A 14,745-nucleotide genomic window follows, 5' to 3' on the forward strand; every position below is an offset into this window, starting at 1 on the left:
GTCGCCTATCCGATTGATGGAGTTTTCTATGACCACTGCTTATCAGCACCTGCGTGCGACCTTCACTCGTCTTTCCCGCTTTGAACATCTCTCCGCCATTGCCGGATGGGATATGCAGGCCATGATGCCGCCGAAAGGGAGTCTTGCTCGCTCCGAAGCCATGGCGGAGTTAAATGTGCTGCAACACCAGATTCTAACCACCAAGCAGGTTGGTGAATGGTTGAAGCAAGCAGACCATGAAGCGCTCAATGATATTGAGCAGGCGAATTTGCGCGAAATGCGTCGCCATTACCACAATGCTGTCCTGCTACCGGAATCACTGGTGGAGGCAAAATCATTGGCCGGAGCCAAATGTGAACATGCATGGCGCCAGCAACGTATCGCCAATGACTGGGGTGGTTTTGCAGAAAATCTGCGTGAAGTAGTCAAACTGAGTCGCGAAGAGGCCTCAATTCGTGGCCAGGCGGCCGGAACATCCGGTTATGACGCCTTGCTGAATTTGTATGAACCGGGGACGAACAGCGCCGATCTTGAGCGTATATTCGGTGATCTTAAACAATGGTTACCGGCGCTATTGCAAAAAGTGACCGCCAAACAAGCCAATGAACCCTGCTTGATACCGCAGGGGCCATTTGACCTGCAAAAACAGCGGCAACTGGGGCTGAGTGTGATGAAAGTGCTGGGTTTTGACTTTGATGGCGGGCGGGTTGATGTCAGCGTCCACCCATTTTGCGGTGGTGTACCCCAAGATGTTCGCATCACCACCCGTTATAATGAGCCAGAGTTCCTCAGCGCATTGATGGGGATTGTCCATGAAACAGGTCATGCCCGTTACGAGCAAAATTTGCCACGTGAATGGTTGGACCAGCCAATCTCCCATGCCCGTTCAACCGCGATCCACGAATCTCAAAGTTTACTGTTTGAGATGCAATTAGCGCGCAGTAACGAGTTCCTGCAACTGATTCGCCCACTGGTGGTACAGCAATTTGGTGAGCAACCCGCTTTAGCTGAGCAAAACTTCATTGCTTTGAACCAGCGCGTCAAAACTGGCTTTATCCGCGTTGATGCCGATGAAGTGAGCTACCCTGCCCATGTCATCTTGCGCTATGAAATTGAAAAAGCGCTGATCAGTGGTGAAATCGAAGTCGATGATATTCCTGCGCTGTGGAGTGAGAAGATGCAGCAATACCTCGGGATTAATACCGACGGTAACTATCGTAATGGTTGTATGCAAGATATTCACTGGACCGATGGTGCTTTTGGCTACTTCCCAACTTATACCTTGGGTGCAATGTATGCCGCACAACTATTCCAAACCGCCCGTGACGCCATCCCTGGATTGGATCAGAGTATTGCCAATGGCGATATCAGCACCCTGTTCAACTGGTTGCAACAGAATATCTGGCAACATGGTAGCCGTTACCCAACAGCAGAATTGATCACTAAAGCCACTGGCGAGCCACTTAACCCACGATTTTTCCGCCAACATTTAGAGCGTCGCTACTTATAATCGACCAACTCAAACGCTCGCTCGCCCGACCTTTGCCTAAAGGCCGGGTGTTCCTCCTCTGCAAAACATAAATTTCACCTTACTAGCCAACCACTATTTTGTTGCATGAGAGTGCCTATTTATTAAGAAAACCACACTGTATGTTGTAACTAAAACAGCTGAAAAATGGACTGCTTGTTGTGGTTTTGCCTCCTGTACAATCGGTTACAAGCCGAAACCAATGACTCACGGAAGCGATTAATGATTTCCTCTACTCTTCTTTCAACGACCCAACCGGGCCGATAGACAAATATCATCCCCGATAGCTAGCATCATCCGGGGCGCAGATGCTCTACTCCTCTGCCTATTCTTGCCGGTCAAGATCGCATCATCGGGGCTTGTCAGCAGTCTGACACCCGTTTTACCGGGTGTTTTTTATCAGGAGTGCTGATCATGCTGCGCCGTTATTTATTCGAAATCACTTTGGCGACATTAGTTATATGCGGGCTGGTCGCACTGTTTTTTTATTTATAGTAAAACGGCCCGGCCCGTTCTAAAATTATCGAAAAATCAATTACTGACAACACACAGCTACGCTAATTATGTCTATAGTTAGCGGTAGCAGTAACTTGCGATGCCCGCTTAATCAGCAGCGTATCAGCTGTGGTAATGGATACCCCCTTAGGAATAGAGGCAGGCTAATAATTTATGCGTTTATCTTCGTTGCTACTGTTGAGCTTATTACCTCTCTCTACCTCTGTAGCTTTAGCCCTGCCGCCAACGGATAAGTCAGATAGTGACCACACTATTGTCGAGCAAACCACCCTGTTCTTCGATAAAGATGAGCGCACCGCCATAACCCGTAGTTCTCAATGGCCATGGCAAGCCATTGGACAGATCGAAACAGCCAGTGGCAACCTGTGTACCGCAACATTAATCTCCCCTCACCTGGCACTCACCGCAGGCCATTGTGTTCTGGCCCCGCCGGGTAAGCTGGACCCCGCGATTGCCTTGCGATTTATCTCCAGTAATGGCCAGTGGAAGTATCAATTAACTAAACTGGAAACCCTGGTTGATACTAAATTGGGGAAAAAACTCAAGCCTGATGGTGACGGCTGGATTGTCCCCCCGGCGGCGGCAGCCTATGATTTTGCACTCATTCGGTTAACCAACAAGAAGTCGGTTCCAATTAAGCCATTACCCCTATGGAGTGGAACCGCCAATGAACTGACACAAGCGCTTAAGCAAGTGAACCGCAAAATAACTCAGGCCGGTTACCCCCTCGATCATCTGGAAACGCTCTATAGTCATGAAGATTGTCTGATCACCGGTTGGGCGCAGCAAGGTGTGCTTTCACATCAATGCGATACATTGCCCGGTGACAGCGGCTCGCCACTGATATTAAAAAACGGCGAAGATTGGTCTTTGATTGCAATTCAAAGTTCTGCCCCCGCCGCTAAAGATCGCTACCTTGCCGATAATCGGGCATTGGCAGTCACGGCCATTAAGGGGCGGTTAAAAACAATAATTGATAAGGCAACCAAGAGAGGTAATTAATAGTGCTGGGAATTGACTAAAAAATTGATGCTCTGGTTATTATCTTTTACTGACAGGCTAAGGTTCTTCGCCCGTCAGAGCGGCATTACCAAGCCCTTTGTGAGGCGCTACAGGGCTTGATGACTTAGATTAACTTAATTATTAATAATATAATTACTCACTCTTTTCCTCATTCAAAATATAATAAGAAACAGGTGTTCTTTCTATTTCAATCGCCTTGGCTGTTGATATTTTTTTCTCTATGGCAACATTAGCATCAATCAACTTATGGCTATCTTCGCTAAAAAGAATTTTGCTTAGATCCTCGTCGTTATAGGAGGTGCATTGTTTATAAATGTTTTTAAATACATTATTAGAGCTATCAACATATTGTTTTATTTGATCGATATGATTTGGCTGCAGATAGCCTTTTCTAGTATCGTTACTCGCTGAGGCCGGATGAAGTAAAAAGCTAGACAATGGCATAGCCAACCTCTCTTTGGCCGCGCAGTAAAACATTGTTGCTGCAGAGGCGACCATTGCTGAATTTATTGTTGTTATTGGCGCACGTGAGCTTCTTACCGCTTCATAAGCCATGTAGCCGCTATCCATATCGCCTCCATTGCTATTAATATAGAGATACAGATGTTTCAAAGTAGGGTAATTAGCATTTATCTCATCAATAGATGAAATTAACTCAGTAACGCTTTTTTCCGTGACATCGCCGATATAATAAATCTTTGCAGCCGCAACAACCTCTTTTCCTGCACTTTTGTTTTTTACTACGGAGACAGTCGCTAACGATGATGCAGAAAATGTTAGTACGCAAAAAGTAATTATTTTCTTCATGTTGATTTATCCCAAAAAAAATCAATCATACTTACTCTTGCTAAAAATATAATAAAAATATTATTCTTATTTATTGTTTGTTTATAAATATCACTATTAGAAATAGCTGGATTCTAAAATTCTGACAAACAGCGCTACCCATGCAGAACAATAGATTACCGCAAGGGATTATGTTTTCAAATGCGAGTCCTTGCACTTACTCATGAATAACTCCTCCCCCGTAAAGATTAAATATCTTTTCATGCTTACATGCCCCATTCAAGAACACTATCGAGTGGAAGTCAGCACTATTTTTTTCTACAAACGACTCCATCAGCATAGCGTTTGTTAGAAAAATGCTCGCTTGATCTATTCCATATTGATGTAGCTCTCTGTTAATAATGTCTGGTTGACATAAAGTATCAACACCTCCCATATACCCCTTGATATGAGCAACTGGAAATATTTGAGATAAGCGAAATGCAAGAGCATTTTCTCCACCATAAGCTGAGAAGCAACAAGCCAGCCTTATGTAATTATATTGGTTTATATTTACAATTCGTTGCCTGATAAAAATCAAAAGTTGGTGTGCATTGAGTCGATTACCATTAATAATGATACAGCCATCCCTTGTCCCATGAGCCGAAATATTGAGCCGATTTGTAAATGCCGGTTGTTCTAACTGTTTGTTGTAAAAGTTGTCTTGGAATATATAACCATCGTCAAATACATCTAGTATTATAGCCATTAGATTAAGTACTCATCAAAAAATATACTGTATTTTAATTAGTAGGTTACGTCGTGACCGCCAAAACTCATAGAACTCAAGTTTCACCACGATAATTTATTTATTACTGTAAATAGCGAAGCTATCAAGTCATGGTTATACCTTGAAGTCTAGTTGCAGAGTGGCCCTATTCGCTAAATTATCATCAGCTATAACCAAACAATGGCTACCAATGATTTTCATAATAATTAAAGATATGTGTAATGAAAGAGTACTTTTTAAATTATTTGTAGCAACAATGTCATGGTTTTTTAAAATAACATTATTGACCTGACTTTGTGATCTTATTTCTATAATGCCGCTTTTATTAATATTAAATACATTACTGCAATTGCTCCTATGCAGAGAAGCCATACTGATATCCCATCGACATCCACTGCTATCCTCCCAATATGGGATTGACTCAAATATATCAACAAAAACACCTTGATGTAAAAATGCAGAGATAGAATCCACATAATCATGTGTCCATTGTTCTCCACCGTGATTAATGAAGTTTTGGTAACTGCTCTCAAAGTCCCCTGGAGTGCTAACCCTATAGTCATCTATATAATAATCCATCCGCGACAAATCAGCTTGCATAGAACCACTCATCAAACCTCGAGTGTCTATTGATGTCTCATTGACAATAAGATTATTAATTGCTATTGAAAATTTTTGCGCAAATCCTTTATCCAAAATGGCTGTGAGAGTCTTACTACCGAAGTAATCAGGAGAGTTAATCCCGTTATTTTGTGTATTAGTCGATGATATTTTTTTGGAGAAAAACATTATAACTGTTCCTTTTTAGCCCTGTCCATTAAACGATTTCCGGGTAACACACAATGTTGTGTACTAAATAAGCGAAGATCGTAATCTTCTTTACCAGTCAGTGTTAATATTCTTTAAAGGAGTAAAGGTAACCTAATACATTTAAGTAGTTGCATGATGATACCTTGGGCATATACTAACGTTGTTTGGAATTGTTTTTATGCAGCATGGTGATGTTGTTTGTCAACTTTTTATTATTTCTGCACTAATTTAATATAGTTCTGTCAACGGGGAGCTAAGTGCTTAATGCATAAAAAATCCCGCGCTCAAATCAGTAATGACCCAAGCGCGGGATGGTACTCATCATCAATCAGGCAGAAAGCTGTTCGATGGTTTGTAAAATACGTTTTTCAGAAATGGGGTACAACGTCCCTAGCTGCTGGGCAAATAGGCTGACCCGCAACTCCTCAATCATCCAGCGGACCTCTTTCACATCGTCATCCTGCTGGCGCTTTGGCGGCAGCTTATGGAGCCACTGCTGCCACTTCTGTTGCACGTGCTCTATGCGCTGCATATTCGCGCGATCACGATGCGGGTCTATCGCCAGTTTTTCCATCCGACGTTCAATAGCTTGCAAGTAGCGCAAAGTATCCGGTAGACGTTTCCAACCATTATTGGTGACGAAACCGCGATAAATCAGACCACCTAGCTGGGCTTTGATGTCCGAAAGCGCCAATGCTTGCGAGATATCTACCCGCCCTTTCAATCGCTTATTAATACTGAATACCGTGGTCAAGATCTGTTCAACTTGTTTGGCGATCTCTACTACCGTTTCATTCAGTTCAGCGCGCACCTTCTCCTGTAGCCGGGCAAAATCGGCCTCCTGCCATACCGGGCCACCATATTGCGCAACTAATTTATCCACGCCACAAGCAATGCAATCATCAATTAGATCCATCACTTTGCCATAAGTATTGAAATAGAGACCGAGCTTGGATTTGTTCGGCAATTTCTCATGCAAGTACTTAATCGGTGAGGGAATATTCAGCAGTAATAGCCGCCGGGTTCCCTGCCACATCGCCTGTTGCTGCTGGGCTTCAGTATCAAATAAGCGGATCGCGACACTCTCTTTTTCATCCACCAGTGCCGGGTAAGCTTTGACTTCGTATCCGCCACGGCGCTGCTGATAGCAAATCGGCAGATCACCAAAGCTCCAGATATGTAAGTCATTTTGCTCAATACCGTCATCGGCAACTGCGGAGAGTGTTTCTTGCACTTTCGCATGTAACTGTAACTTCAGGGCCGCAAGATCTTTACCTTCGCGCAGCGTGCGATTTTTATCATCGAGCACCCGAAAGGTCATTTTGAGATGATCAGGCACCTGTTCCCATTGCCAACTATCACGTGACACTGTCACACCTGTCATGCGCCGCAGTTCGCGCTCCAGTGCCTCTAGCAGATCAGTTTCCAGTGGCGTGACCCGCGCGAGGAAAGCCTCGGCATAATTGGGGGCGGGGACAAAATTGCGCCTTATCGGTTTCGGCAATGACTTGATCAGCGCAATCACCAGTTCACGACGTATTCCCGGGATCTGCCAATCAAACCCCTGCTCCTGAACCTGATTCAAAATCGGCAACGGAATATGAACCGTCACCCCATCGGCATCAGTACCCGGTTCAAATTGATAGGAGAGCCGCAGTTTAAGCTGCCCCTGATACCAAAAATTGGGGTAATCCAGCGGATTAACTTTGTTCGCACCATCCTTGATCAGCATGGTTTTTTCAAAGTTCAGCAACTCCGGCTGAGTGTGACTGGTTTTCTTCCACCAATTATCAAAATGGCGGGCAGAGATAACCTCACGACCTATACGCTGGTCATAGAAGTTAAACAGCGTCTCATCATCCACCAAAATGTCGCGGCGGCGGGACTTATGCTCTAACTCCTCCACTTCAGCCAGCAATTTTAGATTGGCGCGAAAGAAAGCATGGCGCGTTTGCCAATCGCCCTCCACCAAGCCGTGGCGGATAAATAGCTCACGGCACAGTGGCGGATCAATCGGGCCGTAATTGATTTTGCGCTCAGTCACTATTGGCAAGCCGAATAGGGTGACTTTTTCGCTCGCCATCACCGCCCCCTGCGCCTTCTCCCAATGCGGATCGCTGTAGTGGTGTTTCACCAAATGCTGCGCCAAAGGTTCAATCCACTCCGGTTCGATGCGGGCAGCAATGCGGCCCCATAAACGGCTGGTTTCGACCAGTTCGGCAACCATGCTCCATTTAGGCGGTTTTTTGAATAGACCTGAGCCTGGAAAGATGGCGAAACGCGCATTTCGCGCGCCAGTATACTCTTGTTTATCAACATCTTTCTGGCCGATGTGTGATAGCAACCCGGTCAATATCGCGGTATGGATGCTACGATAATCCGCGGCCACACTATTGACCGGGATCCCCAGCTCTTTCACCACCTGACGCAGTTGAGTGTAAATATCCTGCCATTCGCGCACCCGTAGGTAGTTTAGGAAGTCGCTGCGGCATAATTTGCGAAACTGCGCCGATGACAGCTCTTTTTGCTGCTCTTTCAGATAGTCCCATAGGTTAACAAAGGCAAGAAAATCAGAATCTTTATCCGCAAAACGGCGGTGTTTTTCATCCGCTGCCTGCTGTTTATCCATGGGTCTTTCGCGGGGATCTTGAATCGATAATGCCGAGGTGATAATCATCAATTCCCGCACACTACCACTTCTCTGCGCTTCCAAAACCATCCGCGCCAGACGGGGATCGACCGGCAATTGCGCCAACTGGCGGCCTAGCGGTGTCAGTTGCTGATGGCCATTTTCGGCAGTTTGTATCGCGCCCAACTCCTCTAGCAGCCGGACACCATCTTGAATATTGCGTTTATCGGGCGCTTCCACAAAGGGGAATGCCGCGATATCCCCCAGACCCAGTGAGGTCATTTGCAGAATAACAGACGCCAAATTGGTGCGCAGAATTTCCGGATCGGTAAATTCAGGGCGCGAGAGGAAATCCTGCTCGGAATACAAGCGGATGCAGATACCATCCGACACCCGGCCGCAGCGGCCTTTACGCTGATTGGCTGAAGCTTGCGACACCGGCTCAATCGGCAGCCGCTGCACCTTAGTGCGGAAACTGTAACGACTGATACGTGCGGTGCCGGGATCAATAACATACTTGATACCGGGGACAGTCAGCGAGGTCTCTGCCACGTTAGTTGCCAGCACAATCCGCCGCCCATGGTGGGATTGGAATACCCTATTCTGCTCGCTATTTGATAAACGCGCATAGAGTGGCAGCACTTCGGTATGGGGCAGATTTTGCTTCATCAGCGCATCAGCGGTGTCACGAATCTCACGTTCGCCGCTCATAAAGATCAAAATGTCGCCGGGACTCTCATGGCTCAGCTCATCCACCGCATCAAAAATCGCCTGTAGCTGATCGCGCTCAACATCATCCGCATCATCCACAATGGGCCGATAGCGCACCTCCACCGGATAGGTGCGGCCTGACACCTCAATAATAGGCGCATTATTGAAGTGCTTAGAGAAGCGCTGTGGATCAATAGTCGCTGAAGTAATAATCACTTTTAGATCAGGGCGTTTTGGCAATAACTCACGCAAATAGCCCAGGATAAAATCGATATTTAGGCTGCGTTCATGGGCCTCATCAATAATCAAAGTGTCATACTGCATCAGCAGACGATCCTGCTGAATTTCAGCCAGCAAGATGCCGTCGGTCATGAGCTTAACTAGCGTGTTTTCACCCACTTGATCGTTAAAGCGCACTTTATAGCCGACACAACCACCGAGCGAGGTCTCCAGCTCATCAGCAATACGATTAGCCACGGTTCGCGCGGCCAGCCGCCGAGGTTGGGTATGCCCGATCACCCCTTTCACGCCACGGCCCAGCTCCAGACAAATTTTTGGCAACTGGGTCGTTTTACCGGAACCCGTTTCACCCGCAACAATCACCACCTGATGATCGCGAATGGCATTAAAAATGTCTTGTTTCTTCTGGCTGACCGGCAGATTTTCAGGATAGGTGATAGTCGGACAAGCCGCGCGACGACCAGTAACCCGCTGCATAGCAGTGGCGATTTCAGCTTCGATTTCGCGAGTAATGGCCTCTACGGCCGCTGGATTATTGACTTTTCGTGCGCCTTGTAACCGACGCCGCATACGTTGTTGGTCACGGAGCATCAACTCACCAAGTTGGGAGGATAATGCTGTGAGCGAAGATTTCACGTTCAGTATTCCTTGTTACGATGCGGCTGCTACCCACGGCGTCAGCCCAATGATTTTATGCTATGAATTTGATTCGCGGATATTTTTTATTAATTGGTATCCATCTTTTGTCCGTCGAGATGCGGTTAGCAATCCAGCGCTTTTACTCTATAAATCTTTACCTGATATGGTAACACAGCCAGGGTTTACGCCGTAACCCAGCCAGCATCACTTGGCGATTATCATTGTTCAATAAAATCGAACAAAGAACGCAAAATATTGCGCTATCCATTGCATGGGAATATGCATAAAGTATATCTCATTGAAAGGGTGAATAGCCTAAGTCTCTGTTACCTGTTAAGGAATTACGATGAGTAAAGTTCTGGTTCTGAAATCAAGCATTCTGGCAACTTATTCTCAGTCCAACCAATTGGCTGACTTTTTTGTTGAACAATGGCAAGCTGCCCACGCAGGTGACGAAATCACGGTACGTGATCTGGCCGCTCAACCGATTCCAGTGTTAGATGGCGAATTGGTGGGTGCTCTGCGCCCTTCAGATGCGGCATTGACACCACGTCAGCAAGAAGCGCTGGCACTGTCTGATGAGTTGATTGCAGAGTTGCAAGCTAATGACGTGATTGTGATGGCTGCACCTATGTACAACTTCAGCATTCCAACTCAACTGAAAAACTATTTTGACCTGATTGCCCGTGCAGGTGTGACCTTCCGTTACACCGAAAAAGGCCCTGAAGGTCTGATAACCGGCAAACGTGCCATCATTCTGACTAGCCGTGGCGGTATTCATAAAGATACCCCAACTGACCTGGTTGTCCCTTACCTGCGTCTGTTCCTGGGCTTTATCGGTATTACTGATGTTGAGTTCGTGTTCGCAGAAGGTATTGCTTATGGCCCTGAAGTTGCCACCAAAGCACAGGCAGATGCGAAAGAGTTACTGGCACAGGTTATTAGCGCTTAATTGATGACTTTCGCGTATCGGTGGGTGTCTCCGTTGATGCGCGAGGGGAAGTGACCTTGTATTACCCTCGTTTTACCCAGTAGTACTATTAAATGAAGTCGTATCACTAATGCCAGTCTGTTCAATAGCGGACTGGCATTTTTTTGTTTGCGAGGCGAGGTAAACCCGCTTCTTATCTGCTCAGTTTACCCGATAATTACACGGAACCGCCCTCTCAGCTTTATCCTGCCTCCGGTGGCGGGAGCAGGATAAGTTTTATTTAATCTGCATGTTCGGTTTTTCTCTGATAGCGATCAGGTTTAAATAACCAATATGAGAGTAATAGTGAGAAACCGGACAACGCAATATAACCGCCTGCATAGACCAGATCATAAGAGACCAAATAGCTAATAATAAGAGGTGTTAATCCCCCCGCTAGCGTCGATGAGATATTGTAACCCATGCTGAGTGTGGTTGTTTGCCCCTCGGCAACCTCTGCTAATACCGACGGCATCGTGCTCGATATCATGGCAGTATTTATTATGATAATAAGCTGAGCAAACAAGATTAACTCAATCACATTACTGCATATCACATAATATAGCGGCACTGAAAGCAGAATTAGCCCTATCACCCCAGCATTAAGTACCCTGGCTGATGAGCTATATTTATCGGTTAACCAACCGCAGATCAGCATAAAAAAGAGTATTAGTGTTGAGGATAGAATGGCATACAGACTTTTAAAATCACCCAGTTGCAAATTATCACGAATAAGGGAACTTGACATATTTTGAGCATAAAACACCACGGAACCTGGAACATTAATTAGCAATATTTGCAAGGACTTGCGCCAGTTGACACGACGATAACGCCCGGAAGCTAGTGGTTGAATCGGTAATCTGGCCCGAAACCAGAAACTAACCGCAATATTGACTACGCCTAACAATAATGGGATCCGCCACCCAACAGTCTGCATTGTCACAGGATCAAGGGATCGTTCCAGCACGAATACCAGCAGTAATGAGGCGATAACCCCCATCACCGCACTACTCGTAATCAGCACCGATATTCTGGCGCGTTCATTATTTGCGGCATCATTAAATAGGTAAGTAGTAAGTGTTGGCCACTCGCCGGCATAACTAAAAGAGAGTGCCATCTGCAGTACTAAAATAGCCAATGGTGTATAAGGGCCTAGCAGACCAATTGGCAACAGTGCCATACACAGTGTGGCGCTGCCGCTGATAAAACTGGTGAGGATCAGGGCAGATTTTCGCCCTGCTCTATCCGCATAACGACCAATAATATAACCGCCGACCGGCCGGATAATAAACCGCAAAGCAAATATCCCCCACACCATCTGCGTCGCCTGCGAATACCCCTGACGTTCTAACTCTGCGGTTAAATATACCGATATGGCAGCAAATACCGCAATGTCATAATATTCCAGTGCATTGCCTGCCACTGCACCCAATCTAAATTTCCATTTCATTTAATCTCCTTTCTATTATTTGTACTTTGCTCTTATATCCTCTGCTTACTGGGCCACGCTTTTCCTTACCTTTAATTGATTTAATCACCATAGCGACGACATGCATTACCTTTCTAAGGATAAGTAATAAGTGTCTCCAGGCAGGAGATAGTAATGCCATGCTCCTTTAGCGCATTAAATAAGCCACCTAGTGAGTGGTGTTCACAATTCAACTTCTTCTTTATTCGCTGAATACGCGCATGTTCAGTAGTAATTAAGCATCCCTGAATGGCTGCAATCTCTTTGACTTTACGATGAGCCAGTAGCAATCGAATGGTAATCATCTCCTTACGGGTAAAGCGGACATTGCCAAATCGCATATAAGGGTGAACATCCAGCAGATCGTTAGTTGAATCCTGTTTTTTATTGGTAAGCTCTTTATAAGTAGGTATCTCCTCCCGTAACGGTAATATAGTATCGCGTTCTTGATGCCATACGCGATGAGCATAATCAGCAATGATTGGTTTCCATTTATAGAGAGTCATTACATCATTAAAAGATAGTTTACTCTTGGAATTAATGGATAAAAGTTCAAATACATTGTCATATTGCGTACAAATATCAATTTTGGCTTCTCTTTTGCTGTTTTTTGATAACACCTCCATAAACTTAGATGAGTAATCATGCCAATATTGAATGCCAGGTACGATGCGTTCACTAGTGAGTAAATCTAAATCATTATCAAAATATATCAAATACCACTCATAATTACTTGGCATTGTTAACATGCGCTTATTAATCAGATCTACCTCACCATAAGTTATATCCATATTATCCCAGTCAAAATTATGTGAAAAAACTCTTCTTAGATTTATACTGTTTTTTTCAATGGTATTATTCTTTCCATCCATGACCACCTCCTGGAATTATTAGATCCCTTATTAGGAAACGACCTTTTCTCTTCATCTAAAAAATAAAAAAGCCATGTAAAATCAAGGGTAAACGGTAAGTCTATCCAAACAAGATAAAGTAATATCATGTTCCTTTAGCGTCTTAATTAACTCTATTAATGAATCATGTTTACAACTTAATTTTTCTTTAATTCGCTGAATACGCGCATTTTCAGTTGTAAGTGAGCATCGCTGAATTGCAGATATTTCTTTTGCTTTTCGATTAGAAAGTAGCAATCGAATGGTGATAATTTCTTTGCGTGTAAAACAAATATTACCAAATCGCATATATGGATATCTGTCCAATGATTCATCAGAATAGCTATTATAACTTTCAAGAATACTCTCAGGAACAGGTATATCTTCCCGTAACGGCAATATAATATCCTGCTCTTGATTCCATATACGATGTGCATAATAGGCAATAATTGGTTTCCATTTGAATATAGTCATCATATCGGCATGTGATAGATTTATCTTAGAATTTATAGAGAGAAGTTCGAATACATTTTTATACTGTGTACAAATATCCACTTTCAAACCTATCTTATTGTTTTTTAAAAACACATCAGAGTATTTAGAAGAGTAATCATGCCAATATTGAATCCCAGGTACAACTCGCTCACTAATTAACAAATCCAGATCATTATAAAAATAGATTAGATGCCATTCATAACTACTTGGCATCGCGAATATACATTTACCACCAAGATCTATTTTCGAGTAATTAACATCCATTTTATTCCAATCAAACACATGTGAAAACACTTGTCTTAAATTTGAACTACTCTTCTCAATAGTATTATTTTTCACATCCATAATTACCCCCACTTAATATTATCACCCTCAAGAATGCCATCCAAACACATATTAAACATTAACACGTCGTCCTATAACACACAATAACATCAATTCAAACAAGTATATTATAATGCTACTCTTTAATTTAAGATCAATATAACTTTAGCATGCCAAGCCAATCAGAAATCTAATTTAATAATGAGAGTGACTTATTGTCATTTCAATCATTATTAATCTGATTGTTATTTTAAAAAGGGAGTGAATATATTATGAAGAAGGACTGGAATCCTACCGAGATCACCTCAGCGATACGAAATAAGGGGTCGACTCTTTCAGAGTTATCACGGCGCGCAGGATTAAGCGCATCCACACTGAGTAATGCCCTTAATCGTCAATGGCCAAAAGGTGAGAAGATTATAGCGGATTTTCTCGAAATAGATGCTGCGGTAATATGGCCATCACGTTATAAGAAAAAGAATGAAAAGATTAAATAACGATTAGCTAGCGCTAACATCAAACGCCCAGATTAAAACCGGGCGTTTGATCGAAATAGGCTGATGGCGATATTCAACGTTTCATCCATTGACCATTAATGCCGCGCACATACTCCCCCGCAGCAGCGCGGTTAACCAGTTTCTGCCCCGCCAGCTTAGCTACATCTTCGGTTGAGATGTGGTTCTTCTGCGCCACTTCTTCATATTTTTCAGTGCGCGCGATATTGATCTGCTCCACCAGCGCCAGTGTTTCAGGATCTTTTTTTACCGGCGCTAGGTATCCGCTGAGAGTTTCGCCCACCCGCCCCTGCTGCTTGGCCTGCTCTAATGTCAGCGCAAACGCCATTGAGCTAAACAGTAGAGTGCCGCTCAATATCATGCTACTCAAGATCAGCCGAATCAGCCCGCCAGTGCCACCAATCCAGCCTGAGGTTTGCTTGTTCATCATGG

14 protein-coding genes are annotated in these 14,745 nt (G+C 44.3%); 6 read left to right on the forward strand and 8 right to left on the reverse strand.

What is annotated here, in order from left to right; all coding sequences use genetic code 11:
- The first annotated feature begins 28 nt into the window (after positions 1 to 28).
- The 3 genes from HRK25_RS16200 (at position 29) to HRK25_RS16205 (ending at position 3,046) form a co-directional block, all read left to right on the forward strand.
- Positions 29 to 1,510 carry a carboxypeptidase M32 gene (locus tag HRK25_RS16200; RefSeq protein WP_005270530.1) on the forward strand — a complete coding sequence of 494 codons (1,482 nt, stop codon included), beginning with the start codon at positions 29 to 31 and terminating at the stop codon, positions 1,508 to 1,510.
- A 432-nt stretch (positions 1,511 to 1,942) separates the two neighbouring features.
- Positions 1,943 to 2,023: a small membrane protein YdgU gene (gene ydgU / locus HRK25_RS20490; RefSeq protein WP_455772807.1), complete on the forward strand. Its 81-nt coding sequence runs from the start codon at positions 1,943 to 1,945 to the stop codon at positions 2,021 to 2,023.
- A 174-nt stretch (positions 2,024 to 2,197) separates the two neighbouring features.
- Positions 2,198 to 3,046, forward strand: a complete 849-nt coding sequence (locus HRK25_RS16205) for a trypsin-like serine peptidase (RefSeq protein WP_005270528.1) — start codon at positions 2,198 to 2,200, stop codon at positions 3,044 to 3,046.
- A gap of 153 nt (positions 3,047 to 3,199) precedes the next feature.
- On the opposite strand, the gene HRK25_RS16210 is transcribed toward HRK25_RS16205, so the two are convergent.
- The 4 genes from HRK25_RS16210 to hrpA all read right to left on the reverse strand — a co-directional run bounded on the left by HRK25_RS16210 (position 3,200) and on the right by hrpA (position 9,648).
- Positions 3,200 to 3,874, reverse strand: coding sequence for an ATP-dependent Clp protease proteolytic subunit (locus tag HRK25_RS16210; protein WP_005270527.1), 675 nt, complete (start codon positions 3,872 to 3,874; stop codon positions 3,200 to 3,202).
- A 196-nt stretch (positions 3,875 to 4,070) separates the two neighbouring features.
- On the reverse strand, positions 4,071 to 4,601 hold the full coding sequence (locus tag HRK25_RS16215) for a hypothetical protein (protein WP_032896253.1): 531 nt from the start codon (positions 4,599 to 4,601) through the stop codon (positions 4,071 to 4,073).
- Between the two features lie 135 nt (positions 4,602 to 4,736).
- A complete protein-coding gene (locus HRK25_RS16220; protein ID WP_005270524.1) occupies positions 4,737 to 5,411 on the reverse strand; it encodes a hypothetical protein in 675 nt (224 codons plus the stop codon).
- Positions 5,412 to 5,760: 349 nt separating this feature from the next.
- A complete protein-coding gene (gene hrpA / locus HRK25_RS16225) occupies positions 5,761 to 9,648 on the reverse strand; it encodes an ATP-dependent RNA helicase HrpA (protein ID WP_005270522.1) in 3,888 nt (1,295 codons plus the stop codon).
- Between hrpA and HRK25_RS16230 the strand changes: the two genes are divergently transcribed.
- Complete coding sequence (locus HRK25_RS16230; protein WP_143707653.1) at positions 9,632 to 9,844, forward strand: hypothetical protein; 213 nt, start codon at positions 9,632 to 9,634, stop codon at positions 9,842 to 9,844. The genes hrpA and HRK25_RS16230 overlap by 17 nt on opposite strands.
- 153 nt (positions 9,845 to 9,997) lie before the next feature.
- Positions 9,998 to 10,603 (forward strand): FMN-dependent NADH-azoreductase, encoded by a 606-nt coding sequence (gene azoR / locus HRK25_RS16235; protein WP_005270520.1) that lies wholly within the window; start codon positions 9,998 to 10,000, stop codon positions 10,601 to 10,603.
- 259 nt (positions 10,604 to 10,862) lie between these two features.
- Here the strand turns inward: azoR and HRK25_RS16240 are convergent, their stop codons facing one another.
- From HRK25_RS16240 to HRK25_RS16250, 3 genes are all read right to left on the reverse strand, one after another.
- Positions 10,863 to 12,071, reverse strand: a complete 1,209-nt coding sequence (locus HRK25_RS16240) for an MFS transporter (RefSeq protein ID WP_005270518.1) — start codon at positions 12,069 to 12,071, stop codon at positions 10,863 to 10,865.
- Positions 12,072 to 12,184: 113 nt separating this feature from the next.
- Positions 12,185 to 12,961 carry a helix-turn-helix transcriptional regulator gene (locus tag HRK25_RS16245; protein WP_099460587.1) on the reverse strand — a complete coding sequence of 259 codons (777 nt, stop codon included), beginning with the start codon at positions 12,959 to 12,961 and terminating at the stop codon, positions 12,185 to 12,187.
- A gap of 81 nt (positions 12,962 to 13,042) precedes the next feature.
- Complete coding sequence (locus HRK25_RS16250; RefSeq protein WP_005270513.1) at positions 13,043 to 13,819, reverse strand: helix-turn-helix transcriptional regulator; 777 nt, start codon at positions 13,817 to 13,819, stop codon at positions 13,043 to 13,045.
- A gap of 251 nt (positions 13,820 to 14,070) precedes the next feature.
- Here HRK25_RS16250 and HRK25_RS16255 point away from each other — a divergent pair, with 251 nt between their 5' ends.
- The gene (locus tag HRK25_RS16255; protein WP_032896250.1) at positions 14,071 to 14,295 is read left to right on the forward strand and encodes a helix-turn-helix domain-containing protein; all 225 of its coding nucleotides are present in this window, start codon (positions 14,071 to 14,073) and stop codon (positions 14,293 to 14,295) included.
- Positions 14,296 to 14,368: 73 nt separating this feature from the next.
- Here the strand turns inward: HRK25_RS16255 and HRK25_RS16260 are convergent, their stop codons facing one another.
- Complete coding sequence (locus tag HRK25_RS16260) at positions 14,369 to 14,740, reverse strand: YdbL family probable chaperone protein (RefSeq protein ID WP_032896248.1); 372 nt, start codon at positions 14,738 to 14,740, stop codon at positions 14,369 to 14,371.
- Between the last annotated feature and the right edge of the window lie 5 nt (positions 14,741 to 14,745).

This window comes from Yersinia bercovieri ATCC 43970 (assembly GCF_013282745.1).
GTDB lineage: Bacteria > Pseudomonadota > Gammaproteobacteria > Enterobacterales > Enterobacteriaceae > Yersinia > Yersinia bercovieri.

Excerpts from the sequence above, each read along its gene's own strand:
- HRK25_RS16215 (WP_032896253.1), bottom strand. The coding sequence starts at position 4,601 with ATGGCTATAATACTAGATGTATTTGACGATGGTTATATATTCCAAGAC.
- HRK25_RS16200 (WP_005270530.1), top strand. The coding sequence starts at position 29 with ATGACCACTGCTTATCAGCACCTGCGTGCGACCTTCACTCGTCTTTCC.
- HRK25_RS16245 (WP_099460587.1), bottom strand. The coding sequence starts at position 12,961 with ATGGATGGAAAGAATAATACCATTGAAAAAAACAGTATAAATCTAAGA.
- HRK25_RS16240 (WP_005270518.1), bottom strand. The coding sequence starts at position 12,071 with ATGAAATGGAAATTTAGATTGGGTGCAGTGGCAGGCAATGCACTGGAA.
- HRK25_RS16210 (WP_005270527.1), bottom strand. The coding sequence starts at position 3,874 with ATGAAGAAAATAATTACTTTTTGCGTACTAACATTTTCTGCATCATCG.
- HRK25_RS16205 (WP_005270528.1), top strand. The coding sequence starts at position 2,198 with ATGCGTTTATCTTCGTTGCTACTGTTGAGCTTATTACCTCTCTCTACC.
- HRK25_RS16255 (WP_032896250.1), top strand. The coding sequence starts at position 14,071 with ATGAAGAAGGACTGGAATCCTACCGAGATCACCTCAGCGATACGAAAT.
- ydgU (WP_455772807.1), top strand. The coding sequence starts at position 1,943 with ATGCTGCGCCGTTATTTATTCGAAATCACTTTGGCGACATTAGTTATA.
- HRK25_RS16220 (WP_005270524.1), bottom strand. The coding sequence starts at position 5,411 with ATGTTTTTCTCCAAAAAAATATCATCGACTAATACACAAAATAACGGG.
- HRK25_RS16250 (WP_005270513.1), bottom strand. The coding sequence starts at position 13,819 with ATGGATGTGAAAAATAATACTATTGAGAAGAGTAGTTCAAATTTAAGA.
- azoR (WP_005270520.1), top strand. The coding sequence starts at position 9,998 with ATGAGTAAAGTTCTGGTTCTGAAATCAAGCATTCTGGCAACTTATTCT.
- HRK25_RS16260 (WP_032896248.1), bottom strand. The coding sequence starts at position 14,740 with ATGAACAAGCAAACCTCAGGCTGGATTGGTGGCACTGGCGGGCTGATT.